The sequence below is a fragment of the Verrucosispora sp. FIM060022 genome (genome assembly GCF_003977705.1).
Classification (GTDB): domain Bacteria; phylum Actinomycetota; class Actinomycetes; order Mycobacteriales; family Micromonosporaceae; genus Micromonospora; species Micromonospora gifhornensis.
Map to the genome: position 1 here is coordinate 20,592 of NZ_RQIV01000004.1, position 26,891 is coordinate 47,482.

Annotated in this window: 34 protein-coding genes; 17 read left to right on the forward strand and 17 right to left on the reverse strand. The window is 71.7% G+C overall.

The annotated features are described in order from the left end of the window. Positions 1-23: 23 nt before the first annotated feature. Entirely contained in the window at positions 24-227 is a 204-nt protein-coding gene (locus EG812_RS13400) for a hypothetical protein (RefSeq protein ID WP_126711737.1), read from the reverse strand. Between the two features lie 104 nt (positions 228-331). Continuing rightward, entirely contained in the window at positions 332-628 is a 297-nt protein-coding gene (locus EG812_RS13405; protein WP_043719477.1) for a metal-sensitive transcriptional regulator, read from the reverse strand. A 120-nt stretch (positions 629-748) separates the two neighbouring features. Here EG812_RS13405 and EG812_RS13410 point away from each other — a divergent pair, with 120 nt between their 5' ends. The 4 genes from EG812_RS13410 (at position 749) to EG812_RS13425 (ending at position 4,451) form a co-directional block, all read left to right on the forward strand. Then, on the forward strand, positions 749-958 hold the full coding sequence (locus EG812_RS13410; RefSeq protein ID WP_013731149.1) for a heavy-metal-associated domain-containing protein: 210 nt from the start codon (positions 749-751) through the stop codon (positions 956-958). Positions 959-989: 31 nt separating this feature from the next. Further along, a complete protein-coding gene (locus EG812_RS13415) occupies positions 990-1,949 on the forward strand; it encodes a DUF8832 domain-containing protein (RefSeq protein ID WP_126711738.1) in 960 nt (319 codons plus the stop codon). 11 nt (positions 1,950-1,960) lie between these two features. Next, positions 1,961-4,207, forward strand: a complete 2,247-nt coding sequence (locus EG812_RS13420; protein WP_126711739.1) for a heavy metal translocating P-type ATPase — start codon at positions 1,961-1,963, stop codon at positions 4,205-4,207. 70 nt (positions 4,208-4,277) lie between these two features. Continuing rightward, complete coding sequence (locus tag EG812_RS13425; RefSeq protein ID WP_013731152.1) at positions 4,278-4,451, forward strand: CsbD family protein; 174 nt, start codon at positions 4,278-4,280, stop codon at positions 4,449-4,451. Here the strand turns inward: EG812_RS13425 and EG812_RS13430 are convergent. Genes EG812_RS13430 through EG812_RS30250 form a run of 3 tightly spaced genes read right to left on the reverse strand, consistent with a single transcriptional unit; the run spans position 4,429 to position 6,489 of the window. Continuing rightward, the gene (locus EG812_RS13430) at positions 4,429-5,475 is read right to left on the reverse strand and encodes an anti-sigma factor RsbA family regulatory protein (RefSeq protein WP_126711740.1); all 1,047 of its coding nucleotides are present in this window, start codon (positions 5,473-5,475) and stop codon (positions 4,429-4,431) included. The two genes, EG812_RS13425 and EG812_RS13430, sit on opposite strands and share 23 nt — an antisense overlap. After that, positions 5,472-6,296 carry an MEDS and STAS domain-containing protein gene (locus EG812_RS13435; protein ID WP_158632506.1) on the reverse strand — a complete coding sequence of 275 codons (825 nt, stop codon included), beginning with the start codon at positions 6,294-6,296 and terminating at the stop codon, positions 5,472-5,474. Before EG812_RS13435 ends, EG812_RS13430 begins: the two co-directional genes overlap by 4 nt. 10 nt (positions 6,297-6,306) lie before the next feature. Then, positions 6,307-6,489: a hypothetical protein gene (locus EG812_RS30250; protein WP_488181074.1), complete on the reverse strand. Its 183-nt coding sequence runs from the start codon at positions 6,487-6,489 to the stop codon at positions 6,307-6,309. Here EG812_RS30250 and EG812_RS13440 point away from each other — a divergent pair. Beyond that, positions 6,401-6,979, forward strand: coding sequence for a sigma-70 family RNA polymerase sigma factor (locus tag EG812_RS13440; RefSeq protein ID WP_126711742.1), 579 nt, complete (start codon positions 6,401-6,403; stop codon positions 6,977-6,979). The two genes, EG812_RS30250 and EG812_RS13440, sit on opposite strands and share 89 nt — an antisense overlap. Positions 6,980-7,096: 117 nt before the next feature. Here EG812_RS13440 and EG812_RS13445 read toward each other — a convergent pair whose 3' ends face one another. Continuing rightward, positions 7,097-7,921 (reverse strand): zf-HC2 domain-containing protein, encoded by an 825-nt coding sequence (locus EG812_RS13445; RefSeq protein ID WP_081476235.1) that lies wholly within the window; start codon positions 7,919-7,921, stop codon positions 7,097-7,099. Between the two features lie 58 nt (positions 7,922-7,979). Then, positions 7,980-9,779, reverse strand: coding sequence for a glycoside hydrolase family 15 protein (locus EG812_RS13450; protein ID WP_126711743.1), 1,800 nt, complete (start codon positions 9,777-9,779; stop codon positions 7,980-7,982). 88 nt (positions 9,780-9,867) lie between these two features. On the opposite strand from EG812_RS13450, the gene EG812_RS13455 reads away from it, so the two are divergent. Together EG812_RS13455 and EG812_RS13460 are read left to right on the forward strand one after the other, a co-directional pair. Then, positions 9,868-11,085, forward strand: coding sequence for a D-arabinono-1,4-lactone oxidase (locus EG812_RS13455; RefSeq protein WP_013731158.1), 1,218 nt, complete (start codon positions 9,868-9,870; stop codon positions 11,083-11,085). After that, entirely contained in the window at positions 11,085-11,462 is a 378-nt protein-coding gene (locus tag EG812_RS13460) for a sensory rhodopsin transducer (protein WP_013731159.1), read from the forward strand. Before EG812_RS13455 ends, EG812_RS13460 begins: the two co-directional genes overlap by 1 nt. On the opposite strand, the gene EG812_RS13465 is transcribed toward EG812_RS13460, so the two are convergent. The 3 genes from EG812_RS13465 to crcB (EG812_RS13475) form a co-directional block, all read right to left on the reverse strand. Continuing rightward, complete coding sequence (locus EG812_RS13465; protein WP_013731160.1) at positions 11,459-14,149, reverse strand: cation-translocating P-type ATPase; 2,691 nt, start codon at positions 14,147-14,149, stop codon at positions 11,459-11,461. The genes EG812_RS13460 and EG812_RS13465 overlap by 4 nt on opposite strands. A 66-nt stretch (positions 14,150-14,215) precedes the next feature. Then, positions 14,216-14,590: a fluoride efflux transporter CrcB gene (crcB, locus tag EG812_RS13470; protein WP_126711744.1), complete on the reverse strand. Its 375-nt coding sequence runs from the start codon at positions 14,588-14,590 to the stop codon at positions 14,216-14,218. Next, a complete protein-coding gene (crcB, locus tag EG812_RS13475) occupies positions 14,587-15,075 on the reverse strand; it encodes a fluoride efflux transporter CrcB (protein ID WP_126711745.1) in 489 nt (162 codons plus the stop codon). Before crcB (EG812_RS13475) ends, crcB (EG812_RS13470) begins: the two co-directional genes overlap by 4 nt. 74 nt (positions 15,076-15,149) lie before the next feature. On the opposite strand from crcB (EG812_RS13475), the gene EG812_RS13480 reads away from it, so the two are divergent. The 4 genes from EG812_RS13480 (at position 15,150) to EG812_RS13495 (ending at position 18,033) form a co-directional block, all read left to right on the forward strand. Then, positions 15,150-15,485, forward strand: coding sequence for a YnfA family protein (locus tag EG812_RS13480; protein ID WP_013731163.1), 336 nt, complete (start codon positions 15,150-15,152; stop codon positions 15,483-15,485). Positions 15,486-15,603: 118 nt separating this feature from the next. Continuing rightward, entirely contained in the window at positions 15,604-16,332 is a 729-nt protein-coding gene (locus EG812_RS13485; protein ID WP_233579477.1) for a DUF998 domain-containing protein, read from the forward strand. A gap of 23 nt (positions 16,333-16,355) precedes the next feature. Continuing rightward, positions 16,356-16,727, forward strand: coding sequence for a YciI family protein (locus tag EG812_RS13490; protein WP_043722716.1), 372 nt, complete (start codon positions 16,356-16,358; stop codon positions 16,725-16,727). 22 nt (positions 16,728-16,749) lie between these two features. Continuing rightward, on the forward strand, positions 16,750-18,033 hold the full coding sequence (locus tag EG812_RS13495; protein ID WP_126711746.1) for an RNA polymerase sigma factor: 1,284 nt from the start codon (positions 16,750-16,752) through the stop codon (positions 18,031-18,033). Positions 18,034-18,098: 65 nt separating this feature from the next. On the opposite strand, the gene EG812_RS13500 is transcribed toward EG812_RS13495, so the two are convergent. Genes EG812_RS13500 through EG812_RS30065 form a run of 6 tightly spaced genes read right to left on the reverse strand, consistent with a single transcriptional unit; the run spans position 18,099 to position 21,275 of the window. Then, a complete protein-coding gene (locus EG812_RS13500) occupies positions 18,099-18,734 on the reverse strand; it encodes a copper resistance protein CopC (RefSeq protein WP_126711747.1) in 636 nt (211 codons plus the stop codon). 17 nt (positions 18,735-18,751) lie between these two features. Further along, positions 18,752-19,972 (reverse strand): Dyp-type peroxidase, encoded by a 1,221-nt coding sequence (locus EG812_RS13505; RefSeq protein WP_126711748.1) that lies wholly within the window; start codon positions 19,970-19,972, stop codon positions 18,752-18,754. Beyond that, positions 19,969-20,592 carry a copper chaperone PCu(A)C gene (locus EG812_RS13510; RefSeq protein ID WP_126711749.1) on the reverse strand — a complete coding sequence of 208 codons (624 nt, stop codon included), beginning with the start codon at positions 20,590-20,592 and terminating at the stop codon, positions 19,969-19,971. The genes EG812_RS13505 and EG812_RS13510 overlap by 4 nt, the downstream gene beginning before the upstream one ends. Positions 20,593-20,644: 52 nt before the next feature. Next, positions 20,645-20,902 carry a hypothetical protein gene (locus EG812_RS13515; protein ID WP_126711907.1) on the reverse strand — a complete coding sequence of 86 codons (258 nt, stop codon included), beginning with the start codon at positions 20,900-20,902 and terminating at the stop codon, positions 20,645-20,647. Next, positions 20,902-21,060 carry a hypothetical protein gene (locus EG812_RS29090; protein ID WP_158632507.1) on the reverse strand — a complete coding sequence of 53 codons (159 nt, stop codon included), beginning with the start codon at positions 21,058-21,060 and terminating at the stop codon, positions 20,902-20,904. The genes EG812_RS13515 and EG812_RS29090 overlap by 1 nt, the downstream gene beginning before the upstream one ends. Next, complete coding sequence (locus EG812_RS30065) at positions 21,057-21,275, reverse strand: hypothetical protein (protein ID WP_102656782.1); 219 nt, start codon at positions 21,273-21,275, stop codon at positions 21,057-21,059. Before EG812_RS30065 ends, EG812_RS29090 begins: the two co-directional genes overlap by 4 nt. A gap of 392 nt (positions 21,276-21,667) precedes the next feature. Here EG812_RS30065 and EG812_RS13530 point away from each other — a divergent pair, with 392 nt between their 5' ends. The 6 genes from EG812_RS13530 (at position 21,668) to EG812_RS13555 (ending at position 26,474) form a co-directional block, all read left to right on the forward strand. Then, on the forward strand, positions 21,668-22,501 hold the full coding sequence (locus EG812_RS13530) for a helix-turn-helix domain-containing protein (protein ID WP_233579478.1): 834 nt from the start codon (positions 21,668-21,670) through the stop codon (positions 22,499-22,501). 11 nt (positions 22,502-22,512) lie between these two features. After that, a complete protein-coding gene (locus EG812_RS13535) occupies positions 22,513-22,707 on the forward strand; it encodes a DUF397 domain-containing protein (protein WP_126711752.1) in 195 nt (64 codons plus the stop codon). A gap of 226 nt (positions 22,708-22,933) precedes the next feature. Then, on the forward strand, positions 22,934-23,740 hold the full coding sequence (gene modA, locus EG812_RS13540; protein ID WP_436278278.1) for a molybdate ABC transporter substrate-binding protein: 807 nt from the start codon (positions 22,934-22,936) through the stop codon (positions 23,738-23,740). A gap of 3 nt (positions 23,741-23,743) precedes the next feature. Continuing rightward, positions 23,744-24,571 carry an ABC transporter permease gene (locus EG812_RS13545; RefSeq protein WP_199743869.1) on the forward strand — a complete coding sequence of 276 codons (828 nt, stop codon included), beginning with the start codon at positions 23,744-23,746 and terminating at the stop codon, positions 24,569-24,571. Next, positions 24,568-25,653, forward strand: a complete 1,086-nt coding sequence (locus EG812_RS13550) for an ABC transporter ATP-binding protein (RefSeq protein WP_126711910.1) — start codon at positions 24,568-24,570, stop codon at positions 25,651-25,653. The genes EG812_RS13545 and EG812_RS13550 overlap by 4 nt, the downstream gene beginning before the upstream one ends. Beyond that, a complete protein-coding gene (locus EG812_RS13555) occupies positions 25,653-26,474 on the forward strand; it encodes a helix-turn-helix transcriptional regulator (protein ID WP_126711753.1) in 822 nt (273 codons plus the stop codon). The genes EG812_RS13550 and EG812_RS13555 overlap by 1 nt, the downstream gene beginning before the upstream one ends. Here the strand turns inward: EG812_RS13555 and EG812_RS13560 are convergent. Further along, a complete protein-coding gene (locus EG812_RS13560) occupies positions 26,449-26,880 on the reverse strand; it encodes a DUF2000 domain-containing protein (RefSeq protein ID WP_013731177.1) in 432 nt (143 codons plus the stop codon). The genes EG812_RS13555 and EG812_RS13560 overlap by 26 nt on opposite strands. Positions 26,881-26,891 lie beyond the last annotated feature (11 nt).

Below are 26,891 nucleotides of genomic sequence, written 5' to 3' on the forward strand. Positions count from 1 at the left end.
TCGATAGTCTCCCAACGATTTCTTCAGCGGAGTACGTGTCGGCGGGCGAGTCGGTTCAGCCCGACCGTACGACTCTCGCGGTGGGCGGCCGAGGCGGCCGGAACGTGGCGGAGCCGCTGCGTACGGTGAGTGCCGGGGCGGCCGTCGTCGTCGCCGGGCAGCGGCGGCGGTGCGGGTGCGCGTCCGGCGGCGCGGTGGGCCGGAAGGCGCGGATGTCGGCAGGCCATCGTGTGCGAATGGTAGCCAGCCCAGGAACGGATCGCAGGACGCGTGGGGTTCGTCGGCGGTTCGTGAGCCCGGGCGGTGGTCGACGGGTGGGCCGGAGAGTGGGTCAGCCGCGCTTCATCAGACGGCCGACGGCGGCCATCATCTCGGTGGCCATCTCGTCGGCGCGGCCCTCGGCGGCCCCCTCGTGCATGCAGTGCCGGGCGTGCCCGTCGAGCAGGCCGAGGGCGACCTTGTCGAGTGCGGCCTGGATGGCGGAGATCTGGGTGAGCACGTCGATGCAGTAGCGATCCTCGTCGACCATCTTCTCGACGCCGCGCACCTGGCCCTCGACGCGGCGCAGCCGGGCGAGCAGTTGGTCCTTGCTGGCGGTGTAGCCGCGGATCGGCGTCGGTGTGGTCATGAGCACGAGGATAGCCTACCCCCAGGGGGTATGCTACGGTCGCGTTGGAGATACCCCCCTCGGGTATGTTCGTGGCACCGGTCGCCCCTCGGCCGGGCCAGGCGGAAAAGGAGAAGCCCCATGGTCACCACGACCTACCAGGTGCAGGGCATGACCTGCGGACACTGCGTCGGCGCGGTCAGCAACCAGGTCGGTGCGCTGCCCGGCGTGACCGACGTGACGGTCGACCTGCCCGCCGGCCGGGTCACCGTCACCAGCGAGCAGCCGCTCGACGAGAACGCGGTACGCGCGGCCGTCGACGAGGCCGGATACGAACTGCTCGGCGCCTGAGACGACCGGCGGCGGAAACCGAGGTGCAACGATGAACACAGCGACGAAGCTCACCGGCTTCGCGCTCGGCCTCGCGGCGGTGTTCGGTGCGGCGTACGGGGTCGGCCAGGTGACCGGCCCCGCCGCCCCGGTCGTCGCCGACGGCCATGACGCGGGCCCGCACGGCACCGCCGCACCCGGGCAGGAGACGGGCGGGCACGACGCATCGGGAGCCGCCGGACACCTGCCCGGCGGGCTGCTCGTCTCCGACCGGGGCTACACCCTGGTTCCGGTCGCCGCCCCCGAGGGTGAGTTCGCCTTCCGGGTCAGCGGGCCCGACGGCAAGCCGGTGACCCGGTACGAGGTGACGCACGACAAGCCGATGCACCTGATCGTCGCCCGGCGTGACCTCTCCGGCTTTCAGCACGTGCACCCGGAGTTGGCCGCCGACGGCACCTGGCGGGTCGCCTCGCCGGTGAACTCACCCGGGGTGTGGCGGGCGTTCGCCGACTTCACCCCGACCGGCGGCGAGCCGCTGACCCTCGGGGTAGACGTGACCGTGCCCGGCGAGTTGACCGAGCGACCCCTGCCCGCCCCGGCCAGCAGCAGCACGGTCCACGGCTACACCGTCGACTTCCACGGCACACCCCAGCCGGGCGGCAACACCACCCTGACCTTCACCGTCAGCCGTGACGGGGTGCCGGTCCGCGATCTCGAACCGTACCTGGGGGCGTACGGCCACCTGGTCGCACTACGCCAGGGGGACCTGGCCTACCTGCACGTGCACCCCGAGGGCGGGCCGGGCGACGGGTCGACGGCACCCGGGCCACAGGTGCGCTTCGCCGCCGAGTTCCCCTCGGCCGGGGCGTACCGGCTCTATCTCGACTTCCGACACGACGGGGTGGTACGCACCGCCGAGTTCACCGTGCACGTCGGTGACCCGGGTGCCATCCCCAGCCCGGAGGGCGTCATCGCCGACGAGCACGGCACCCCCGGACACGAGCACAACTGACGGGACCAGCGATGAACACCAGCAGACCGCTGCCCACCGCGACCGGCCGGATCGAGCTGTCGATCGGCGGGATGACCTGCGCCTCCTGCGCCGCGCGCATCGAGAAGAAGCTGAACCGGCTGGACGGCGTGCAGGCCAGTGTCAACTACGCCACCGAGAAGGCGACCATCTCCTACGACGCGCCGGTCACCCCGGACGACCTGATCGCCACGGTGGAGCAGACCGGCTACCGGGCCAGCCTGCCCGCGCCGGCCACCGCACCGGCGACCACCGACGAGCCGGTGGACGAGTTGCGCAGCCTGCGTACCCGACTGTGGGTATCCGTGGCGCTGACCGTGCCGGTGATCGCGTTGGCCATGGTGCCGGCCTGGCAGTTCACCTACTGGCAGTGGCTGTCGCTGGTGCTGGCCGCCCCGGTCGTGGTCTACGGCGGGCTGCCGTTCCACCGGGCCGCCCTGGTGAACCTGCGGCACGGTGCCGCGACCATGGACACCCTGGTCTCGGTGGGCACCCTGGCCGCCTTCGGCTGGTCGGTGTGGGCGCTGTTCCTCGGCACCGCCGGTACGCCGGGCATGACCCACCCGTTCAGCTTCGACATCGGCCGTACCGACGGTGCCGGCAACATCTACCTGGAGGCGGCGGCCGGGGTGACCGCGTTCATCCTCGCCGGCCGGTACTTCGAGGCTCGCTCCAAGCGCACCGCCGGGGCGGCCCTGCGCGCCCTGCTCGAACTCGGTGCCAAGGACGTCTCCGTGCTCCGCCACGGCGTGGAGACCCGCATCCCGGTCGAGCAACTCGCGGTGGGGGACCGGTTCGTGGTGCGGCCCGGCGAGAAGATCGCCACCGACGGGACGGTGGACGAGGGTTCCTCGGCGGTCGACGCCAGCCTGGTCACCGGTGAGTCGGTGCCGGTGGAGGTCGGGGTGGGTGACGCAGTGGTCGGCGGGTGCGTCAACGCCGGCGGCCGGCTGGTGGTCACCGCCACCCGGGTCGGTGCCGACACCCAACTGGCCCAGATGGCCCGACTGGTCGAGCAGGCGCAGTCCGGTAAGGCCGCCGCCCAGCGGCTCGCCGACCGCATCTCCGGGATCTTCGTACCGATCGTGCTGCTGCTGGCGGCCGGCACGCTGGGCTGGTGGCTGGGCTCCGGCGCCGGGCCGACCGCCGCGTTCACCGCCGCGGTGGCGGTGCTGATCATCGCCTGCCCGTGCGCCCTGGGCCTGGCCACGCCGACCGCGCTGCTGGTCGGCACGGGGCGCGGCGCGCAGCTCGGCGTGCTGATCAAGGGACCGGAGATGCTGGAGTCCACCAGGCGGGTGGACACCGTGGTGCTGGACAAGACCGGCACCGTCACCACCGGCCGGATGACCCTGCTGGAGGTGATCCCGGGCGCGGGCGAGCGGCGCGACGAGACCCTCCGGACGGCCGCCGCGTTGGAGGCCGGCTCGGAGCACCCGGTGGCCAGGGCGGTGGTGGCCGGCGCCGCCGAGGTCGGCGAGTTGCCACCGGTCACCGGCTTCGCGAACGTCGCCGGGCTGGGCGTCAGCGGCACCGTGGAAGGTCGTGAGGTGCTGCTCGGTCGGCCCCGGCTGTTGCGCGAGCGCGGTCTGGTCGTACCTGACGATCTGGCGCGGGCGGCCACCGACGCGCAGGCGGCCGGTCGTACGGCGGTGCTTGTCGGTTGGGAAGGCCGGGCCCGTGCCGTGCTCGCGGTGGCCGACCAGGTCAAACCGACAAGCCGGGAGGCCGTACGCCGACTGCGGGATCTCGGCCTGACCCCGGTGCTGCTCACCGGCGACAACGCCACCGTCGCCGCGGCGGTGGCCGCCGAGGTGGGCATCGACGAGGTGATCGCGGAGGTGCTGCCGGCGGAGAAGGTCGACGTGGTCTCCCGGCTCCAGGCCGAGGGACGGGTGGTGGCGATGGTCGGTGACGGCGTCAACGACGCGGCGGCGCTCGCCCAGGCCGACCTCGGACTGGCCATGGGCACCGGCACCGACGCGGCGATCGAGGCGTCCGACCTGACCCTGGTCCGGGACGACCTGCTGGCCGCCGTGGACGCCATTCGGCTCGCCCGTCGCACCCTGGGCACCATCAAGGGCAACCTGTTCTGGGCCTTCGCGTACAACGTGGCGGCGCTTCCGCTGGCCGCCGCCGGCCTGCTCAACCCGATGATCGCCGGGGCGGCGATGGCCTTCTCGTCGGTTTTCGTGGTGGCCAACAGCCTGCGGCTACGACGGTTTCGTCCGGTTACCTGACTCGGTGATTCGCCGGGGCTCGGCTGGGTACTTGATGGATGTAGCTACCGAACGAGCCACGGAGGCTGACATGGGTGTCGAGGACAAGTTCAACAACAGCGCCGAGAACACCACCGGCAAGGTCAAGGAGGGTGTCGGCCGGGCCACCGACAACGAGCAGTTGGAGGCTGAGGGCCGCGCCGATCAGACCCGCGCCAACATCAAGCAGGCCGGCGAGAAGATCAAGGACGCGTTCCGGAGCTGAGCTGCGGATCCCCCGAACCGCCGGGCCGGCGCTCGCCGCCCGGCGGTTCGCTCTGTGCCACGGCGGTCAGGCCAGGTGGCTGACCAGCGGTGAGCCGGAGGGTGAAGCCGTCGGCGTCACGGTGATAGGTGACGTGGTTGCACGACTGGTAGGTGATCCACAGGCCCAACCCACCCGGCCTGCCGTCGGCGGGGGGCAGCAGACCCGCGTAGGGATCGTCCGGCCCCTTGCCGGTGTCGCTGACGGTGGCCACGATGCGGTCCGGTGCCGTCCACAGGCGCAGCCGGACGGGAGGAGAGCCGTGCCGAAGCCCGTTGGTCACGGTTTCGCTGACCGCGATGACGAAGTCGTCGAGATCCTCCGCTGACAACTGCCCCGGACCGGCCTGGTGCACCGCCGAGCGGGCCTGCGCGGCGGTCGGGTCGGTCAGTTGGAGCAACGGCGGGTACGCCTGGATCGGGTCGGGCGGCGCCGGCCGGTTCTGCCGCAGGAAGGACTCCGGGGCGAGGTAGTCCGGGCTGGGCAGATGCCGCTGCCTGGCGGTGGCGATGTGCGGGTGGGTGGCGGCGACATCGGCCAGCACGTCGGGAGGCGTGATCCGGGTGTCGTACGCACACATGCTCCACAGCGGCCAGTCGTCGTACGCGCGGTTGATCGCCGCTTCGTACCGGGCCCACCAATCCCAGGTCGACCCGAGTGAGGGCGGCGGCACCTCGCCGATGATCCGGATCTGATCCGCGCCGCCGGCCGTCAGGTCGGCGAGGAGTTTGCGGTACATCCGGATGGCGGCGGTCGGTCGGGCGTACACCTCGGCACCGGTGAGGAACTCCACCCCGCTGTCGGCCGGCAACGCCGAGCGGACCAGGCCGCCGGTGCGCTCGCCGAGCGCCACGAAGGTCGGCTCGCCGGCAGTGACCCCGTCGAGCAGGAACGGCACCGCGACCGCGAGCAGCTCGTCGTCCGAGGCGTAGCACAGGGCCTCGTGGAAGTATCCGGATTCGGCGGCGGCGGGACCCGTCCTCACCGGGTCACCTCCATACTCAGGCCGGGCAGATCCAGCAGGGCGGCGAGCCGTACGGTGCCGGCGGAGCAGCCGCGCAACACCAGCCTCGCCTCCCGTTGCTGGGCGTACTCACTCAGGTGGACCAGCGTACGGTGATCGAGAAAGCGAAGCCCACTTGCATCCAGTATCAACTCATCGTCGACCGGGCGCAGCTCGGAATGTTCCAGCGCGGCGCGGAACAGATCGTGGCTGGCCGGGTCGAGTTCCCCGACGAGCACGGCGTGACCCGGGTGGGCCGTCGGCGCGTACAACCGGAACAGCAGGTCGGTGACGTTGTGCTCCGGGTGCAGACAGGCCAGCTCGGCGACCGCCCGATCACCCAACGTCGGCCGGTGGTACCCGCACATGGCCCGGAACGCCTCGCCGCGCATCATCCGGTTGATCTGCTGCTCGTAGCGGGCGAACATCGCCCGCTGAGCGGGCGTACGAACCAGCTCCGTGCAGGCCGCGGCCACCCGCAGGCCGCTGTACCCGGCGGCGAGCGCCGCCCGGATGGCCATCTGGTACGCCGACACCTGGCCGGCCGGGTCGATCACCTGCCCGCCGGAGTAGGCCGCGTCGAGGGTGAGCACCTCGGCGGCACCGGAGGACAACGCGTCGGCGAACAGGTCCAGGTCGCGCCATCGGTCCCGGACCGGTCCGGGCGAGCCGGTGACGACGTACCAGACCTGCTCGCCCGCAGCGAGGCCGGAGCGCAGGAAGTCCTCCGCCCGCGTGGTGAAGCCGGCGGGATCGTCGTAGGCCCAGCACAGATGCCCGTACGGTAGGGCCTGCCCACTCACGTCACGCGCCTCATCGTCGCAGTGTACGGCTGCTCCGCCCAATCGACTGCGTCAATGTCGGACGGCCGGGAACCAACCCGCCGCGTCGAGCGACCAATACGGCGATGACAGCCGCGACCGACGAGATAACCGGGTACGCGTTCGCCGCGGGCCGGGGCGACCAAGCCGCCGCCGCGGCGTTCGTCCGCGCCACGCAGCACGACGTACACCGGTTTCTGGCGCACCTGCCCGGGGTGCGCGACGTCGACGACCTGGTCCAGGAGACGTACCTGCGGGCCTGGCGCGCCCTGCCGTCGTTCGCCGGCCGGTCCACGGCACGGACCTGGCTGCTCGCCATCGCCCGCCGGGTCGCCGTCGACCAGGTGCGGGCCGCCGCCGCCCGCCCCCGCACCGCCAACCTCGCCGACTGGCAGGCCGCCGCCGAGGCGACCTCGGCCGGGGTCCGGGCCGGGGTGGACGACGAGGTGGTCCTCTACCGAATGCTCGACGGCCTCACCTCCGACCGCAGGGAGGCGTTCGTCGCCACCCAACTGCTCGGACTGTCGTACGCCGAAGCCGCGCAGGTGTGCGACGTGCCGGTCGGCACCATCCGGTCGAGGGTGGCGCGGGCCCGGGAAGACCTGGTCGCGGCCATGCGCCCGGCCACCCGCCGGCGCGGCGCCCACCCCGACGCCGTCGGCTGAGCCGCCTCCTGCCGACCGCTGCAGCACTTCCCGTTGTCCTCAGCCGGGGAGCAGGTATGTGTCGTGCCCCCTTTGCTCTGCTTCAACCCACGCAACGGGCGGCTCGGGCCGGGCCGGTCAGGCGGCGTGGCGGGAGGCTTGCTGGGGGCCGTGGTGGGCCTGGGCCTGGGTCGGGTGGTGGGCCTGGGCTGAGTAGGGCGGCAGGAGGCGGAGGGTGGCGGGCTCGTCGGTCTCGTCGAGGCGCAGTCGCCAACGGGACCGCTCCGGACGCTGCCGGTCGTTCGGGTCGCCTGGTTGCCGCACGCTGCGCGCCAGGAGCACGGTGATCAGATAGCCGACCACCAGGAAGCCGTGGCTGACCAGGCGTTCCACGGCGACCTGGGAGGCGACGAGGTCGTTGATCGACAACAGGACGAGCGTCGCCACGAAGGCGCTGAGCATCGGCAGCAGACCGGAGGGGCGGGTCCGGCGCAGCGCGACGAAGAGGAAGCCAGCCCCGACGGCCACGTTCCAGGCGGCGGACTCGTGCCACAGGTGTTGCCCGTTGGCGTGCACGTGCTGGGTCACCTCGGCCCGGCCGACCTGGGCCAGTCCGAGGACCAGCTGCACCGCGCCGAGCAGGCCGAGTGCGGCCCGCAACGCGGTGACCGCGGTGATCCGTCCGGCGAACGCGGCGAACCAGCGCTGACGCCGCAGGGCGGCGATCGGCGTACGGGCGCGGCGGCGAGGCGGCGGTGCAGCGCTGAGGATGGCCTCGGTCAGATCCGGCAGCGCGGACACCACCTGGGTACGCGCCCGCCGGGTCACGGTGGCGGCCCGGCTGTACCAGCCCTCGCAGGCCGTGCAGGTCTCCAGGTGCCCGTCGGCCGCACGCTCCTCGTCCGGCGTCGCCTCACCGTCCAACTGTGCCGACAGAATCTCCCGCCACTGCTCGCACCCCATGTACCGATAGTCGCTCGTCAGGTCGGCGTGGTTCCCGGCGGGGCGGCCCGGTGCCTGGTCAGCGGCCACCTCGGTCGGCCCACTCGTGCAGCGCGTCCCGGTCGCCGGCCGCGTCGAGGTTGAGTGCCGCCTCGATCAGGGCGAGATGCGTGAACGCCTGCGGGTAGTTGCCCAGGGCGGTGCCGTCGGCGGCGAGCTGCTCGGCGTACAGGCCCAGCGGGCCGGCGTACGCGCTGAGCTGGTCGAAGAGCTTGCGAGCCTCGTCCCGCTGACCGGCCAGGACCAGCGCCGAGACCAGCTCGAACGAGCAGAGCAGGAAGGCGCCCTCCTCCCCGGGCAGCCCGTCGTCGGCCCGGTAACGCCGCAGCAGCGCAGGGCCGATCTCCAACTCCTGCCGTACCCGGTCGATGGTGGCGAGCATCCGGGGGTCGTCGCCGGGCAGGAAACCGACAAGCGGAATCCGCAGCAACGAGGCGTCCAGCTCGGTCGACCCGTACGTCATCACGAAGCTGCCGACCTGCGGGTTGAAACCGCGTTCCAGGACCTCGGCGTGCACCGCGTCGCGGGCCGTGCGCCACCGCTGCACGTCGGCGGTCCGGTCGTCGAGCAACTCGGCCAGACGGATGCCCCGGTCCAGGCAGACCCAGGTCATCACCTTCGCGTTGACGTAGTGCTGGCGCGGGCCGCGTACCTCCCAGATGCCGTGATCCGGTTCGTGCCAGCGGTCGGCCATCACGTCGACGTGCTTGCGCAGCAACGCCCACTGCTCGCCGGTCAGGTCGCCGGTGAGCTGCTGGTACACCAGCGCGGCATCCAGTATGTGACCGTACGTGTCGAACTGCACCTGTTCGGCGGCCTCGTTGCCGATCCGTACCGGCCGGGAGCCCGCGTACCCCTCCAGATGCGGCAGCTCCTGCTCCTCGGCGGTGCTGCCGAGGATGTCGACGAGCGGGGTGAGCAGGTCACCGGTGCAGACGGAGATCAGGAAGTGCAGATACCGCTGGCCTTCCTCGGCGTGCCCGAGCCGGAACAGGGCGAGCAGCAGCAGCGCCGCGTCCCGATGCCAGGCGTACCGGTAGTCCCAGTTGCGGACCCCGCCGATCTCCTCCGGCAGGCTGGTGGTGGGCGCGGCGATCAGTGCCCCGGTCTCGTCGAAGGAGAGCCCCCGCAGCACCAGCGCGCTGTGCCGGACGGCGTCGGAGCCGAAGCCGGTGTAGTCGCTGCGCGCCGACCACGCCTGCCAGGTCCGGCAGGTACGCGCCAGCAACTCGTCCGGGTCGACGACGTCGGTGGCATCGTCGTCGTAGCCGACCAGCAACGCCACAGTCGTACCGGCGGACAGCTCCGCCTCGATCCGCAGTTCCCCGCCGCCCGCCTCGGCGGGCAGGTCACCGCCGACCCACAGATCGGTGCCGACGGCCCGCCAGCGGCGGCCCGCCCGCTCCCAGGTGACGTCGCGGGCCCCGTACCCGACCCGGGGCACCACCCGCATGGCCAGCTGGATCGTGCCGTGCTCGACGGTCACCCGGCGCACCAGCATCTTGTCGGCGCGCAGCGGCTGGGCGCCCTCGCCGGGCGCCACCGCCAGGAAGTCCTGCACCACCGCCGACCCCTGCGGGGTCGACCAGCGACTTTCCAGCACGAGGGTGTCCGGCAGATACCGCCGGGTCGGCTCGGCGCAGCCTGCCACGGTCAGTTCGAGGACACCGCCGCGGTTGCGGTCCAGCAGGCGGGCGAAGACCGCGTCACCGGCGAAGTGCGGCACGCAGAACCATTCGACCGCGCCGTCGGCGGCGACCAGCGCGGCGGTGTGGGTGTCGGAGAGAAAGGCGTACGAGTCGATGGGGGGATAGGTCATCGCAGCTCCGGTGGGGACGTAGGTGCCTCTACGACTACCCCGGGAGGTGCGGGGTAAGCGCCTGCGCGTAGGTGAAGGGAGAGGTGCGGTGTCCCGTCCGTTCGTGAACTGGTCCGGCAGCCTCTCCTTCACTCCGGCCGAGCGCGTCGAACCGGCCGACGAGGACGAGGTGCGGGAGGTGATCCTGCGTGCCCGTGAGTCGGGCCGCACCGTGCGGCCGGTGGGTTCCGGACACTCGTCGAGCCCACTGGTGCGTACCGACGGCATCCTGCTCAGCCTGGACGAGATGGTGGGGGTGGTCGACCAGGCCGACGAGCGGGCCACCGTCCGGGGCGGCACCCGGCTCAAGGCGCTCGGCGAGGGTCTCTACGAGGCCGGGCTGGCGATGGACAACCTCGGCGACGTCGACTACCAGTCGATCGCCGGCGCCACCGCGACCGGCACCCACGGCACCGGTCTCGGCTTCGGCAACCTGTCCACCCAGGTGACCGAGGTCCGGCTGGTCACCGGCACCGGCGAGACACTCGACATCTCGGCGAAGTCCAACCCCGACCTGCTGCCCGCCGCCCGGCTGTCGCTGGGCGCGCTGGGTGTGGTCACCCAGTTGACGCTCGACGTGCAGTCCCGCTACGAGTTGCATCGACGGGCCTGGTGCGCGCCGGTCGACTGGACCCTGGACCACCTGGCCGAGTTGCAGCACACCAACCGCAACATGGACTTCTACTGGTATCCGCGCAGCGACCTGACCCAGGTCCGGACCATGAACCGGGCCGACGAGGCACCGGACGATCATCGGTGGGCGACGCGGCAGATGTTGGAGGCCGGCCCCGAGGGTCAGTTTCGGGATGTCGACGTGGGGCCGACCCACCAGACCATCCCGCAGAACCGGGAACTGCGCTTCGAGGAGATCGAGTACATGCTGCCCTCGGAGGCGTTCCCGGCCTGCTTCGCCGAGGTGCGGCGGCGCATCCTGGCCCGGCACCGCCGCTACGTGGGTTGGCGGGTGCTGGTCCGTACGATCGCCGCCGACGACATCTGGCTGAGCAATGCGTACGGCCGTCCCACCACCACCATCGCCTGCCTGCAGAACACCACCCTGCCGTACGAGGACTACTTCCGGGACATGGAATCGGTCTTCCGGCACTACGGTGGTCGGCCACACTGGGGCAAGAAGCACTGGATGACCGCGCCGGACCTGCGCCCGCTGCTGCCCCGGTGGGACGACTTCCAGGCGGTACGTCGTCGCCTCGACCCGGACGGCGTGTTCCTCACCCCCGATCTGGCCCGGCTGCTGGAGGAGACCTGATGACGCAGCTCGGGGCGCGGGTGTGGGTGGTGCCGGGCGGTCGCATCCCGTTCGGCGGCACCGGCCCGGAGCCCGAATACACCAGCTTCGACCAGTTGTGCGTGCTCAACACGGGCGACGCCGAGGCGGACCTGCGGCTGGACTTCTACTACGAGGACACCGAGCCGGTCGGGCCGTACCGGCTGGTCGTCGGCGCGCGGCGGATCCGGCACGTACGGGTCAACGACCTGATCGACCCGGAGGCCGTCCGCCTCGACCGCCCGTACGGCTGCGTGCTCCGCTCCCCGGTGCCGGTGGTGGCGCAGTTCCTGCGGCAGGACACCCGCCGGCCCGGCACGGTGGCACTCGCCACCACGATTGCCTACCCCGTCGACTAGCCCACCGCCGGGTGCGTCCGCCCCCGGATCAACCTGCGCCGCAGTTCGTCGGCCCCCCACACGACGACGGGGAAGACCAGTAGCAGCGCCAGGGCCGGTGCCGGTGGTGGCCGCGTACCGAAGACCTCCGGCAACGGCGGCAGGGCCACGATGACGGCGGCGACGGCGAGTTCGAAGGCGATGCCCCACAGCAGCAGGCGGTTGGAGAACACACCGACGGCCCGCAGCGGAGCGCGTTCGGTACGGGCCGCGAACGCGGTGCCGATCTGGCAGGCCACGATGCCGAGGAAGGTCATCGTGGTGGCCTGGAGATAGGTCTCGTGCAGCGCGGTGCCCGGCCCGGTCGGCGCGCCCGGGGTCCAGCCGCCGGCGAGCAGGACGGCGAAGAAGCCCGCCATCACCAGTACGGCGGAGACGAGCCCGAGGAACGCCCAGGCCCGTAGCAGCATCTGCCGGTCGATGACCCGTTCGGTACGCCGTCGGGGCGGGCGGTTCATCAATCCCGGCTCGGCCGGCTCCCGACCCAGCGCCAGGGCGGGCAGCGTCTCCGTGCCCAGGTCGATGGCGAGGATCTGGAGCACGGTCAACGGCAGCGGCACCGCCCCGGCGGAGAGCGCGAAGATCAGGAACGGGACGACCTCGGGCGTGGTGTGGGCGAGGATGTAGAGGATGAACTTGCGGACGTTGGCGTAGACCCGCCGGCCGGCCCCGACGGCGGCCACGATGGTGGCGAAGTTGTCGTCGGTGAGCACCATCGTCGCGGCTTCCCGGGTCACGTCCGTCCCGGAACGTCCCATCGCCACCCCGATGTCGGCTCGGCGCAGGGCCGGCGCGTCGTTGACCCCGTCGCCGGTCATCGCCACGATCTGGCCGTCGGCGCGCAGTGCCTCGGCGATGTGCAGCTTGGCCTCGGGCGACACCCGGGCGAAGATCACTTCGCGTTGCTCGGCGAGCAGGTCCCGCAGCGCCTGGGGAGTCATCCGGTCGAGATCCGCGCCGGTCAGCACGGTCGGATCGCCCCGGGTGATCCCGACCTGCCGGGCCACGGCGGTCGCGGTCAACCCGTGGTCGCCGGTGACCATGATGATCCGGATGCCCGCGGTGTGGCACTTGGCCACCGCGTCCGGCACCGCTGCCCGGGGTGGATCCACCATGGCGACGAAGCCGAGGAAGGTCAGCTCCCGCTCGGTCGTGTCCCGATCCCCGGGCGGCCCGGTCAACCGGCGTCGTGCCAGGGCGAGGACGCGGCGGCCCTGCCGAGCCTGCCCGGTCACCGCTTCGGCCAGCTCGGCCCGCGCCTGCTCGGTCAGTGGCCGGTCGTCGCCGTCGGCACCGATGATCCGGGTGCAACGGCGCAGCACCTCCTCCGGCGCACCCTTGGTGTGCAGCCACAGATCCGCCCCGACGGCGTCGACGGTGGACATCAGCCGCAGTCTCGGATCGAAGTGGAACTGGCTCTGCCGCCGGCTGCCGGCCGGCTGCCGGATCTTCGCGGCGAAGTGCAGCAGCGCGGTCTCGGTCGGGTCGCCCACGTCGGCGTCCGGACGCAGTTCGGCGTTGTTGCAGGCGGCCGCCGTGGCGGCCAGAGCGGACAGCGCGGGACCGGGCGACGGCACCGGGTTGGGCAGCGGATCCAGCAACTCGTCGGCGGCGCGTACGGCGGTCACCCGCATCCGGTTCTCGGTGATGGTGCCGGTCTTGTCGGTGCAGATGACGGTGGTGGAGCCGAGGGTCTCCACGGCACTGAGCCGCTTGACCACCGCACCCAGCCGGGCGAGTCCGCGTACGCCGACGGCCAGCGCCAACGTGATGGTGGGCAGCAGTCCCTCAGGCACGTTCGCGACCAGCAACCCGATCGCGAACGTGAACGCGTCGGAGATCGGCATACCGGCGGCCAGCACCCCGATCGGGAAGAAGACCACACCGGCGCCGATCGCCACCGCCGCGATCAGCCAGGCCACCCGACGTACCTGCCGTTCGAGCGGGCTCTCCTCCCGACCGACCCGCTGGGACAGGGCGGCGATCCGGCCCAGCTCGGTACGCATCCCGGTCGCGTAGATCATCCCGCGTGCCTCGTCCGACAGGCAGGACGTACCACTGAACACCAGGTTGCCGGCCTCGGTAAGGCTCTCGGCCGGACCTGTCGCGTCGGCGCTGCGGTAGGCGGGCTGCGACTCGCCGGTCAGGGCGGACAGGTCGACCTCGACACCGCCGTCGAGCAGCCGGGCGTCGGCGCTGATCCGATCTCCCTCGCCGATGGCGATGACGTCACCCGGAACCAGTTCCCCGGCGGGAACCTCCTGCCAGTTGCCGTCTCGCAAGGCCCGCGCCTGCTGGGGGAGGTACCGGGTCAGTGCCTCGACCGCCCGCTCGGCCTGCCGTTCCTGCACCGAGGCGAACACCGCGTTGACCGCGATGACCGCCAGGATCGCCGCGCCCAGCACGGCGGTACCGGCCACCCAGGCGAGGATCGCGGCCACCCACAACAGCAGGGCGAGGGGATGGATCAGCTGCCGCCCGAGTTCCCGCCACCAACTTCGTCTGCGGGTTCGGCGCAGCTCGTTGCGGCCGTACTCGGCGAGCCGTTGGCGGGCCTGGTCGGTGGTCAGCCCGTGTTCGCTCGCGTCGAGCCGGTGCAGCAGGTCGGGCAGCGGCGACTGCGGGTCCACGGCCAGCTCACCCCGCACCGGAGCCTCCTCGCCCAGCTCAGCGGGCCGCCGTCTACCCGCCTCCGGCCCGGACAAACCAGGCGGTCAGGCCCAGAGCGCCTCGGCCAGGGTGACGCCGAGGAACGCGGCACCGAGCGCGGCGGCGACACTGATCACGGCGTTGGCCAGGGCGTACCGGCGGGCGCCCGTCTCGACGAGGCGGATCGTCTCGTAGCCGAAGGTCGAGTAGGTGGTCAGCGCCCCACACAGCCCGCTGCCGAGCAGGGCGGCCAGGGAACCGGGCACCGCGCCGGCTCCCGCGCCCCCGATCAGCACCCCGAGGATCAACGAGCCCAGCACGTTGACGGTGAGGGTGCCCCACGGGAACGTCGAGCCGTGCCGGGCCTGCACCGCCCGGTCGAGCAGGTAGCGCAGCGGTGCGCCGACGGCCGCGCCGAGCGCCACGAGCAGCACTGTCACCCGCTGCTCCGCAGGCGTCGCATGCCGGTCGCCAGCCGGGTGAGCGTGAGGCCGACCCGGACGGCGGCGAGCGCGGCGACCAGGGTGCCGGCCAGGTACAGCAGCGCGGTGCGTGCCGCACCGACCGCCACCGCCTGCTGCACCTCCACCGCGTACGTGGAGAAGGTGGTGTATCCGCCGAGCACCCCGACGCCGAGGAAGGGCCGGACCAGTCGAGGGGCGGCCCACACCTCGGTGATCAACACCATCAGTACGCCGATGAGCAGGCAGCCCGAGACGTTTACCGCGAAGGTGGCCCACGGAAAGCCGGTGGGGGAGTGTGGAAACGCCACCGTCAAGCCGTGCCGCAGGACGGCACCGATCATGCCGCCGAGGGCGATCGCCGCCAGCAGGCTGGCGGTGCCGCCGCGCAACTCGGCACGCTGGCGGGGGACGTGGAGGTCGACGTCCGGATCGACGGGTGGCTGCTCGGGCGGCACGGTCATCACCTCCTCAACGGGGGACGAGAATAGCTCCGGCAACTCATCGCCGCCCGGGCGACGCGCAGTAGGGTGCGCGGGTGACCGTGCTGCGTTCCGTCGTGCTGTTCGTGCTGGCCGCCATCGCCGAGATCGGTGGGGCGTGGCTGGTGTGGCAGGGCTGGCGTGAGCATCGCGGGTTGTGGTTCGTGGCCGCCGGGGTGCTCGCGCTCGGCGCGTACGGGTTCGTCGCCACCTTTCAGCCCGACCCGAACTTCGGGCGCATCCTGGCCGCGTACGGCGGGGTCTTCGTCGCCGGTTCGCTGGCCTGGGGGATGGTCTTCGACGGTTTCCGGCCGGACCGGTGGGACCTGACCGGAGCGGCGATCTGCCTGCTCGGGGTGGCCGTCATCATGTACGCCCCACGCGGCGCCTGACTCCCGCCGAGAAATTTCTCGAAAAGTTGGGCCGTGGTGTCGAATCCCGGTCTTCCCGTTCGAGCTTCCTGGTAGCGGGGCCGAACGGCGCGCCCCGGACAGCGAAGGGAGCCGGGAGATGTCCCGCACCAGCAACCCGGTCAGCACCGTAGAGGCGACCGCACCACCCCGCGAACCCGTCACCGGGACGAGCCCGCGACACCTTCCAGGAGCCGACCCGAGGACGCGCCTGCTGCTGTTGCTCGGCCTGCTCGCCGGCCCCGGCTACGTGGTGGTGTCGCTGACCCAGGCGCTGACCCGGGAGGGGTTCGACCTCACCCGGCACGCCTGGAGCCTGCTCGCCAACGGTGACCTGGGCTGGATCCAGATGACCAACCTGATCATCACCGGCCTGCTGGTGATCGCGGGTGCGCTCGGCCTGCGGCGGAGACTGCGACCCGGCATCGGCAGCACCTGGCCGCCCCGGCTCCTCGCCGGCTACGGCCTCAGCATGATCGCCGCAGGGATCTTCCGCGCCGATCCGGCCCTCGGCTTCCCCGCCGGCACCCCGGCTGACACCGGCACCATGAGCTGGCACGGACTGCTGCACTTCGGGGCGGGAGCGGTCGGCTTCGGCTGCCTCGTCGCCGCGTGCCTCGGCCTGGCTCGCCGCTTCGCCGCTGATCGGCGGCGCGGTTGGGCGGTCCTGTCGCGTACCACAGGGGTGTTGTTCCTGGCCGGGTTCGTCGCGATGGCCGCCGGCGGCGGGCGCGTCGCCGCGAACCTGGCGTTCACCGCCGCCATGCTGCTGGCCTGGGCCTGGCTGTCGTCGACGATGTGGCACCACCGCAGCAGCACGACCCACTGAAGTCCGTCAAGAAGGAGATCGACATGCGGTACCTGGCACTGCTCAAGGCCATCCAGCCCGACACCCCGGCCCCACCGGAGCTGATGGCAGCGATCATGAAGCTCGGCGAGGAGGCCACCAGCGCCGGCGTCCTCCTCGACCAGGGCGGGCTGCTGCCGAGCGCAGCCGGCTGGCGGGTCGACGTCTCGGGCGGGAAGCTGGCCGTCACCGACGGGCCGTTCACCGAGGCCAAGGAGATCATCAGCTACGCGGTCTACGAGGTACGCGATCGGGAGGAGGCAGTGGAGTGGACGTCGCGGTTCATGAAGCTGCACCGGGACATGTGGCCCGGCTGGTCGGGTGAGACCGAGGTGCGCAAGGTGTTCGGGCCGGAGGACTTCCCGCCGGCAGCCTGACTTCGATGGTGGAATCGGTACCGTGACGGCTACCGATTCCACAATCGACGACGCGAGGCGGGCCACCCACCGGGCGGTCGAGGCGGTCTGGCGGATCGAGTCGGCCCGGCTGATCGCCCGCCTGGCCCGCCTCGTCTCCGACGTCGGGCTGGCCGAGGAGTTGGCCCAGGACGCGCTGGTCGTGGCCCTGGAACGGTGGCCGCAGACCGGCGTGCCGGAGAATCCCGGCCCCTGGCTGCTGGCCACCGCCAAGCATCGGGCCATCGACCGGCTGCGCCGCCAGGAACGGTACGCGCGCAAGCTCGCCCTGTTCACCCGGGACGTACAGATCCGACAGGAGTACGCGGAGGCCGACCGGGACGCAGAGTTGGACGACCACATCGGCGACGACCTGCTGCGGCTGGTCTTCACCGCCGCCCATCCGGTGCTCTCCGGCGAGGCCAAGGTCGCGCTGACGTTGCGGCTGCTCGGCGGCCTGACCACCCCGGAGATCGCCCGGGCGTTCCTGGTCCCCGAATCCACCGCCGCCCAACGCATCGTCCGGGCGAAACGGGCCCTAGCTGCGGCGAACGTGCAGTTCGAACTGCCCACCCGCGCGGAGCTGCCGGAGCGGCTCGCGGCGGTGCTGGAGGTCGTCTACCTGATCTTCAACGAGGGGTACGCGGCGACCAGCGGCCCGGACTGGGCGCGCCCGGAGCTGTGCCATGAAGCGCTGCGACTGGGGCGACTGCTCGCCGGGCTGCTTCCCGCCGAGCCCGAGGTGCACGGCCTGCTGGCCCTGATGGAACTCCAGGCCTCCCGGCTGCGCGCCCGGGTCGACGCCGCCGGCCAGCCGGTGCCCCTGCTCGACCAGGACCGCCGGTCGTGGGACCGGCTGCTGATCCGGCGCGGACTGGACGGGCTGGCCCGCGCCGAGGCGCTGGGCATCGGCAGCTACACCCTCCAGGCCGCCATCGCGGCCTGCCATGCCCGGGCAACCCGCGCCGAGCAGACCGACTGGCCCCGCATCGTGGCCCTGTACGAGGTCCTCGCCCACCTCCAGCCGACCCCGGTGGTGCTGCTCAACCGGGCCGCCGCGGTGGGTCTGGCGGGTGATCCGAAGCGGGGCCTGTCACTCGTCGACGAGCTGGCGCAGGAACGGTCCCTGCGTGACTACCCGCAACTGCCGGCGGTGCGCGGTGAACTGCTGGCCCGGCTGGGCCACACCGGGCCCGCCCGTGACGAGTTCCTCCGGGCCGCCGAACTCACCCGCAACGACGGCGAACGGGGGTTGTTCCGACGCCGCGCCGACGGACTGGCCGGCTGACCGGTGCGCGGCACGCTCGGTGTACCGGGCACACCGACGCGCGCACGGTCACGCCGGTGTGCGCACTACGCCGCGCTGTCACCGGAGCGGCGGCGGCGCAGCAGGACGACCACCGCGCCGATCGCCAGGGCGGCCAGTACGGCGGCGCCGGTCAGCAGCGCGGCCGTACCCGCACCGCCACCGGAGGAGTCGCTCGCGGCGGGGCTGGCGGGCGCGACCGAGGTCTGCTCGGCGGTCGGGCTGGGGCTCCCCGCCGGCTCGGTCGCCTCCGGGCTGGGGCTCGGGCTGGGGCTCGGTTCGGCGGTGGCGCTCGGGTCGGCCACGGTGAACTTGTACGACCCCTGCACCGGGTGCCCGTCGTTGGAGACCACCCGGTACGCCACCGTGTAGACGCCGTTGGGCAGAGTCGACTCGATGGTCACGGTGGCCTTCGTGCCGTCCACCTCCGGCTCGCTGGTGGCCACCGGCTGCTTGTCGGCATCGCTGAGCGTGACCGTGGTGAACGACGGGTTCAGCTTCTGGAGGAAGTCCAGGGTGACCTTGGTCGGTGCCTTGGTCAGCTCGGCGTCCTGCGCCGGCGTCGCCTTGCGCAGCACGTTGTGCGCGTAGGCCGGGAAAGCCGGCGCGGCCAGCAGAGCGGTGGCGGCCAGCAGGGCGGCGGCCAGGCCCAGGGCGGACAGGTGGCGGAGTCGGGTGCGCATGATGACGATTCTCCTCCTCAACCGAGCAGCTGTTGGCCGACCCAGCCGCCCTCGGGACAACCGGGCGGAATGGCGAAGACGGCGGAGCCGATCGGGGTGGTCCATTCGTTGAGCAGGTCCCGCTCGGCGAGCCGCTGCTGGATGGGTAGGAACTGTCGGGCGATGTCGGCCTGGTACGAGGCGAAGATCAACCCGCTGTCGGCGGTACCGTCGGCCGCCGGCACCCCGTCGTAGTTGTAGGGGCGGCGCAGGATCCGGAACCGGTCGTCGCTGACATGGGCCCGGGTCAGGTGGGAGAAGTCCGGAATCACGGTCAGCCCGTCGGGGCCGACGGCGGCGAAGTCCGGCTCGTCGTGTTCGGCCGCGCCGGTCAGCGGGGCGCCGGTGTCCAACCGCCGGCCGACGCTGAACTCCCGGTCGGTGCGGCCGAGCAGGTCCCAGCTTTCCAGGTTCATGCTGATCCGCCGGAGCACCAGGGTGGTGCCGTCGCGCAGCCAGTCCGGCCCGTCGGGGATCCACACGGCTGTCTCCAGCTGCCCACCCGGCTTCGGATTGGCGGTGCCGTCGAGTTGGCCGAAGAGGTTGCGCTGGGTCCGGCCCGGCTCGGCCCCGGCGGCTCGCCGGAAGCCCTGCTGCACCCACCGCACGGTGGCGAAGGGGCGGCTGTCCTTGACCAGGACCCGCTGGGCGTGGGCGACCGTGATCGGGTCGTCGGCACAGATCTGCACCAGCAGGTCCCCACCGGACCAGCGCGGCTGCAACCGGTCGATCGAGAACGACGGCAGGTCGACCACCGACGGTGGCCGGCGCTCGTCGAGGCCGGCCGCGGCGAACAGGCCGGGACCGAAGCCGAACGTGACGGTCAGCCGGGCCGGCAGCAGTCCCAGCTCCGGTTCGGTGTCGGCAAGCGCCGGCCGCCCCTGGGTGAGGCGGGCGGCGTCATCGGAGAGCAGGCGCATCATCCGGCCGAGCGCGGCGCGGTCGGTGCCGGGACGCAGGGTGAAGGCGACGAACGCCGCGTGCGCCTGCGGTTCGGTGGCGACACCGGACTGGCGTACGCCGTGGAACGGCTCAATCGCCTCGCCGACGGTCGCCACCGGCACCTGCGCGGGCGTTGCGGCGGTGTCCTCGCTGCGGCCGGCGGCGACCGCGACGGCACCGACAAGCGTGCCACCGGCGGCCAACGCGCCGCCGGTGAGCAGACCGCGCCGGCTCACCGGCGATTTCGCCGAGGTCATGGTGTCGGGCTGTGGCTGGCCGACGGGGCGTGCGACGGCTCACCGTGCGGTGCGTGCGAGGGCTCACCGTGACCGGGGGCGTAGCTCTCCTGAGCGCCGGTGAACGGCTTCGCCACGGCGGTGAACGTCTGGGTGCGGCCGTCGGCGAAGGTGAGGGTGAAGCTGACCTCGTCACCGGCCCGTACCGGCTGGGCGAGGTTCATCAGCATCAGGTGGTCGCCGCCGGGTTCCAGCCGGTACTCGCTCCGGGCCTTGACCACCACACCGCCCTCCTTGGCCTGCATGACCATCTGCCCGTCGCGCATGGTCATCTCGTGCACCTCCATCGGCGAGACGGAGGAGGTCGCGCCGGTGATGGTGACATCGGCATCGGTGTTGTTGACAAGCGTGACGAACGCCCCGGTCATCCCCGAGTCGGCTGCCTTGACCCACGGATCCTGGACGGTCAGCACACCGTCCGCCGCAGCCGGGGTGGCGGAGGGGACGGCGGTGGCCGACGGGGTGGGGGCCGCAGTCGAGTCGTCGTCGGAGGAGCCGCAGCCGGCGAACAGGCCGGCGAGAAGAACCCCGGTGAAGAGTACGGCCGGGCGGGTGAACCGACCCGAGGTGGCGCTGAACATAGGTTTCCTCTCGGCGGGCGACGTCGTGAAGTTGGTCGCCCGTGATCACCCACTAGTTCCAGCGACTCCGAAAGTGCGTTTGCCCGACCACCACGGGTGCCGGGGCGGTCCGCAGTCCGGCCTGCATCACGAAGATGGACCGCCGCGCCACGGCGTCACCTCGGGAGTCGAGCTGGTAGCCCTCCAGCCAGATCCACCCGTCGTAGGTGGTCCAGTCCAGCACGCGGATGACCCGGAACATGATCGGCTTGTGGAACTGCACGCTGGCAGATCGGGTTACATGCACCAGGTCACCGGCTCGGAGCGTGATCACCGCAGGTGCCTGACCTTGCGCCAGGCCAAGACCCGGGCACGCGAGACCGCGACGCGCGGGCACCAGCCGTCCGGGTAGCACCGGTCGCAGCGTTTGACGGTGTGGTCATCGAGAACAACCCAGGCCACCTGGACGAAGTAAGGAACCTCGGTCATGGCAGCCACCCGAGAAACCTGCGATGAAGAACGCCAGCGGGAGCCCAGCCCATGTCCTGTGCGGCGGACACCAGGTGCGTGCCCATGTAGAGGGCGAGGGACACCGGAGCGTTTTCGTACTCGATCAGCAGCTCGCGGCGTCGGGTGCGACAGGGCCAGGGCAATTCACATCCCGCGCACGTCCAGAACGGAAGGACAGGCCCATGTGTGGTCATCGAATCCCACCCGGCCAGTGACCCCGGTTGATCGGCACGCGATGCTTGGCCCGGCAGGGTAATTCGCCCCCGCACCGGCAGACCCGCCGCCACTTCTCCCACGACCACACGGGCCGATGTCGTCGGGCCAGCGTGAGAGCTGCGGCGACCACGTACTGGTCGTAGCTGACATGCCTGCCCATCCCGCCTCCTCTCGTAAGCGGCATGGCGGCCAGGCCACTCACGGTCATCTGACCGCCACACCCGGCAACACCGTCCCACGCACAAAGACAATCCGCAATATGCGGATAACAAGTTTGCGGACTGCGTGTCTGCGAAAGGAATTCTGGTTTTCCGCATGGCAAGATGACGACATGCCTCAACGTCAGAGCCCTACGGTCAGGCGCCGGCGCTTGGCGCTGACCCTCCGGCAACTCCGCGAGACGGCGGGGATCACGTCAGCCGACGCAGCAAGGCGCGTCGACCACGATGCGAGCTGGCTCAGCCGGATCGAGACGGCAGAGGTCCGGCCGCACCCAAACGACGTGCGAGCGCTTTTGGCGTTGTACGGCGTGGCTGGAGACCAGGCCGAGGCCGTGATTGCGGTGGCTCGCCAGGCGAAGCAGCGCGGATGGTGGCAGCGGTACAGCGACGTCCTGCCGGACTGGTTCGCAGCGTATGTCGGGATGGAGTCCGAGGCGTCTGTCATCCGCACCTACGAGTGCCAGATGGTTCCCGGCCTGTTGCAAACCGAGGAGTACGCGAGAGCGGCGTTCGAAGGCGCGCCCGTCCCGATGCGAGGTGACGAGGTAGACCGACAGGTAGCGCTGCGGATGGAGCGGCAAGCCATTCTGACCGGGGACGACCCGCCGATGCTGCGTGTGGTCATCGACGAGGGCGCGGCTCGCCGGATGGTCGGCGGTCCCGAGGTGCTGCAACGGCAGCTCGCGCGGCTGATCGAAGAATCGACACGGAGCAACGTCCAGATTCAGTTGCTGCCGTACTCGGCTGGAGTCGGGTTCGATGGCAGCTTCGTGATCCTCGACTTCCCGCCGATGCCCGACCCGTATCCGCACGCAGCCGAAGAGCGCATGGTGTACGTCGACACCCTGACCGGAGCGCTATACCTGGAACGGCCCGGCGAGGTTGCCGCGTACGCGGCGGCACACGAGCAACTGCAAGCCCTTGCGCTGGCACCCAAGCCCACGCGAGATACGCTGCGTGCGATTGCGGCAGACCTCACCTAGGAGGGCACGGGATGGACCTGACTCGCGTCACTTGGCGCAAGAGCAGCAGGTCCGGCTCAAGCGGCAACTGCGTCGAGGTCGCCACACCGCCCCAGGCCGTCATGGTCCGCGACAGCAAGGACCGACAGGGGCCGGTGCTGTCCTTCAACGCCGACCGGTGGGCTGGCTTCGTGCAGGGCATCAAGGCGGGCAACCTCGACGCCTGAGCAACGGGTCGGGCCGCAGGGTGCCCCGACGCGAGTGGACATCAATCGCACGTTTGCTGTCCATACCGCCGGTCACGCTCCGTGTTGAGGGCCGTCAGGCCACTGGAGAAGGCTCGCGAGGCCGGGTGGGGCGGCTGGCCCCTCGGACAGGGCCCGTCAAGATAGCAAGGTGACCGCGCTCGTGGACTGGCTCGCCCGCCGACCAACCCTTCAGCTCGCGGGTAGCGTGAACGTCGTCAGCACCGCAAAGACCTGCACCCGACTGCGTACCACCCTGGCCGCCGCCGGCGTGCTCGCGGTGCTGCTCGTGACCGGCTGCGCCGACGACCGAGCCGAACCACCGGTGGCCGGCGACGGGATCGGCGGCGAGTTGACCGTGTTCGCCGCTGCCTCGCTGACCGAGTCGTTCACCCGGATCGGTCAGGACTTCCAGGCCGCCAACGGGGTGCGGGTGACGTTCAGCTTCGCCGGCAGTTCCACGCTGGCCGCCCAGATCAACCAGGGTGCTCCCGCCGACGTCTTCGCCGCCGCCGCGCCGGCTCCCATGGCCACCGTCGTCGATGCCGGCAACGCCGCCGAGGAGCCGGTCACCTTCGTACGCAATCAGCTTGTCATCGCCGTACCCAAGGGCAATCCGGACGGGGTGACCAGCCTGCGCGATCTCACCGGGCCGGACCGGAAGGTGGCGCTCTGCGCCGAGCAGGTGCCCTGCGGGGCGGCGGCGCGCGCCGCGCTGGACGCCGCCGGGGTCGCCCTCACCCCGGTCACCCTGGAGCAGGACGTGAAGGCCGCCCTGGCCAAGGTACGGCTGGGGGAGGTCGACGCCGCGCTGGTCTACCGCACCGACGCTCGGGCCGCTGCCGCCGACATCGACGGTGTGGAGTTCCCCGAGTCGGTCGAGGCGATCAACGACTATCCGATCGCGGTGCTGACCGAGGCCACCAACCCGGCCGCTGCCCGTGCCTTCGTCGAGTACGTACGCGCCGATCCCGGTCGCGCGGTACTCACCTCCGCCGGTTTCCAGGTGCCGTAGCCGGTGCGTCGAGTCGACAGCGGGACGGCGCCGGCCCGTCGTATCGGTCGCGTCCGCCGGGTTCCGGTCGCACTGCTGCTGCCCGCCGCGATCGGCCTGCTGTTCCTCCTGCTGCCCCTGGTCGGGCTGCTGGCCCGTACGCCCTGGGCCACGCTGCCGCAGCGGCTCACCGAGCCGGGCGTACTCACCGCATTGCGGCTGTCGGTGCAGACCGCCACCCTCGCCACTCTGCTCTGCCTGGTCCTCGGCGTGCCCCTGGCCTGGCTGCTGGCCCGGGTGCCGTTCCCCGGCCGCCGGTTGGTGCGCGCCCTGGTCACCGTCCCGCTGGTGCTGCCACCCGTGGTCGGTGGCGTGGCGTTGCTGCTGGTCTTCGGCCGTCGTGGCCTGGTCGGCTCCTGGCTGGACGAGACGTTCGGGATCACCGTGCCGTTCAGCACCACCGCGGTCGTGCTGGCGCAGACGTTCGTCGCCATGCCGTTCCTGATCCTCGCGGTGGAGGGCGCGCTGCGCGGTGCCGACACCCGGTACGAGGAGGCCGCCGCCACCCTGGGTGCCGGCCGCTGGGTCACCTTCACCCACGTCACGCTGCCGATGGTCGCGCCCGGGGTGGCCGCCGGGGCGGTGCTGGGCTGGGCCCGGGCGCTCGGTGAGTTCGGCGCGACCATCACCTTCGCCGGCAACTATCCCGGCCGTACCCAGACCATGCCGGTGGCCGTCTACCTCGCCCTGGAGACCGACCTGGAGGCGGCCATCGTGCTGAGTCTCGTGCTGCTCACCGTCTCCGTGGTGATCCTGGCCAGCCTGCGGGACCGGTGGGTGAGCACGCCATGACCTGGCTGCTGGACGCGCATCTGGTGGTCGACCGGGGTGACTTCCGGCTCGACCTGCCGCTGACCATCGCCCCCGGGGAGGTGGTGGCCCTGCTCGGGCCCAACGGCGCCGGCAAGACCACCGCCCTGCGCGCCCTCGCCGGTCTGCACCCGCTCTCCGCCGGGCACCTCACCCTCGCCGGCCGCGACCTGGATCGTCCCGGGCACCGGGCCTGGGTACCCGCCGAGCGGCGGCCGATCGGTGTGGTCTTCCAGGACTACCTGCTCTTTCCCCACCTCAGCGCGCTGGACAACGTCGCCTTCGGGCCGCGTCGGCACGGCCTGAACCGGCAGCAGGCCCGGCAGCGGGCGACCGGTTGGCTGGCCCGGATGAATCTGACCGAACAGGCCCGCCGCAAGCCCCGCGAACTCTCCGGTGGGCAGGCCCAACGGGTGGCGCTGGCCCGCGCACTGGCCGTCGACCCGGCGCTGCTGCTGCTCGACGAGCCGCTGGCCGCCCTCGACGCCCGTACCCGACTCGACACCCGAGCCCAGCTGCACCAGCATCTCGCCGCCCACCCGGGAGCCACCCTGCTGGTCACCCACGATCCGCTGGACGCCCTGGTGCTCGCCGACCGGCTGGTGATCATCGAGGACGGCCGGGTGGTCCAGGAAGGCGATGCCGCCACCATCACCGCCGAACCGCGTACCGACTATGTGGCCCGCCTGGTGGGGCTGAACCTCTACCGGGGACATGCCACCGGCCACCAGGTCCGGCTCGTCGACGGGCACGTGCTGACCATCGGCGACCGGTACGAGGGGCAGGTCTTCGTGGCCTTCGCCCCGGCGGCCGTGGCGCTGTACCCGCACCGACCGGAGGGCAGCCCTCGCAACACCTGGCCGGCGACCATCACGGGCATCCAGCGGCACGGCGACAATCTGCGGATTCAACTGACCGGTCCGATCGAGGTGGCCGCCGACGTCACTCCGGCCGCCGCCGCCCACCTCAAACTGGTCCCGGGCCAACCGGTCTGGGCCGCCGTCAAGGCCACCGAGACCCGCGCCTACCCCGCCGTGACCGGAGCGGGCGTTACCGTCGACTGATGTCCACCGGGCAGCAGGTACGGGTCTGGGCGCCGCCGGTCAGCGGGATAACCGAGGTGCTGCACGCCCGGTTCACCGAGCACGCGTACCCCATGCACACCCACGGCAGCTGGACGTTGCTGGTGGTCGACGACGGGATCGTCCGCTACGACCTCGACCGTCACGAACACGGCGCGTTCCGGCAGGTGGTCACCCTGCTGCCGCCGGGGGTCGCCCACAACGGCAGCCCGGCCACCCCGGGCGGATTCCGTAAACGGGTCCTCTACCTCGACTCCGAGCAGCTCGGCGACCGGCTGGTGGGCCGCGCCGTGGACCAGCCCTCGTTCGACGACACGGCGCTGCGGCGGCGGATCGACCTGCTGCATGCGCTGGTGGCGGCACCCGGTGACGAGTTCGCCGCAGAGGTGCAACTCGCCGTCGTCCGCGACCGGCTCCGGGCCCACCTCACCCGACGTACGCCGCAGGCACCGGCGGTGCGCGACACGCGGATCGCGCGTCGCCTGCGCGAACTGCTCGACGAACACGTCGTCACCGGGCTGACCCTGCGGGACGCCGCCGAGGCCCTGCACGCCCACCCCACCTATCTGGTGCGCGCCTTCTCCACCGCGTACGGACTCGGGCCACACCAGTACGTGATCTCACGCCGGGTGGACCTGGCCCGACAGTTGCTCCGGGAGGGTCGGCCCGCCGTCGAGGTCGCGGTCGCGACCGGCTTCTACGACCAGGCACACCTGAGTCGACACTTCAAACGGATCCTCGGCTACCCGCCCGGCCGGTACTCCACCGTGCGCCGGATCACGGGTGCATCCGGGCACCCTTGATGACCTTGTCCACCCCGTTGCGGGGGCCGTACACCGCCAGGCCGGTCAGGTCCAGGTCGGCGCGGCCGACCGCCCGTACCGCCGCCCGGTTGTCCCGGTCGTTCCCGGTGCCGAACAGGTCCGAGGTGAAGACCGCCAGCGGCAGGTTCCGCCCGACGGCACGCTGGTGGGCGGCGGTCAGCACCTCCTTCGACCCGGCGAAGACCAGCACCGGCTGCCGGAACATCGGCAGGTAGGGCGTGTCGTCGGCGTCGGCGTACGGCTCGCCGATCACCTCGGGTGCTGCCCGGGAGATGCCGCTGACCAGGAACGCCGTCATGTTCAGCCGCTGCCAGACCGGCAGGTCGTCGCGGAGCAGCACCGCGATCTTGGTGTCGAAGCGTACGGGCTCGGTGCCGGTTTCCATGGCGTCGAGTG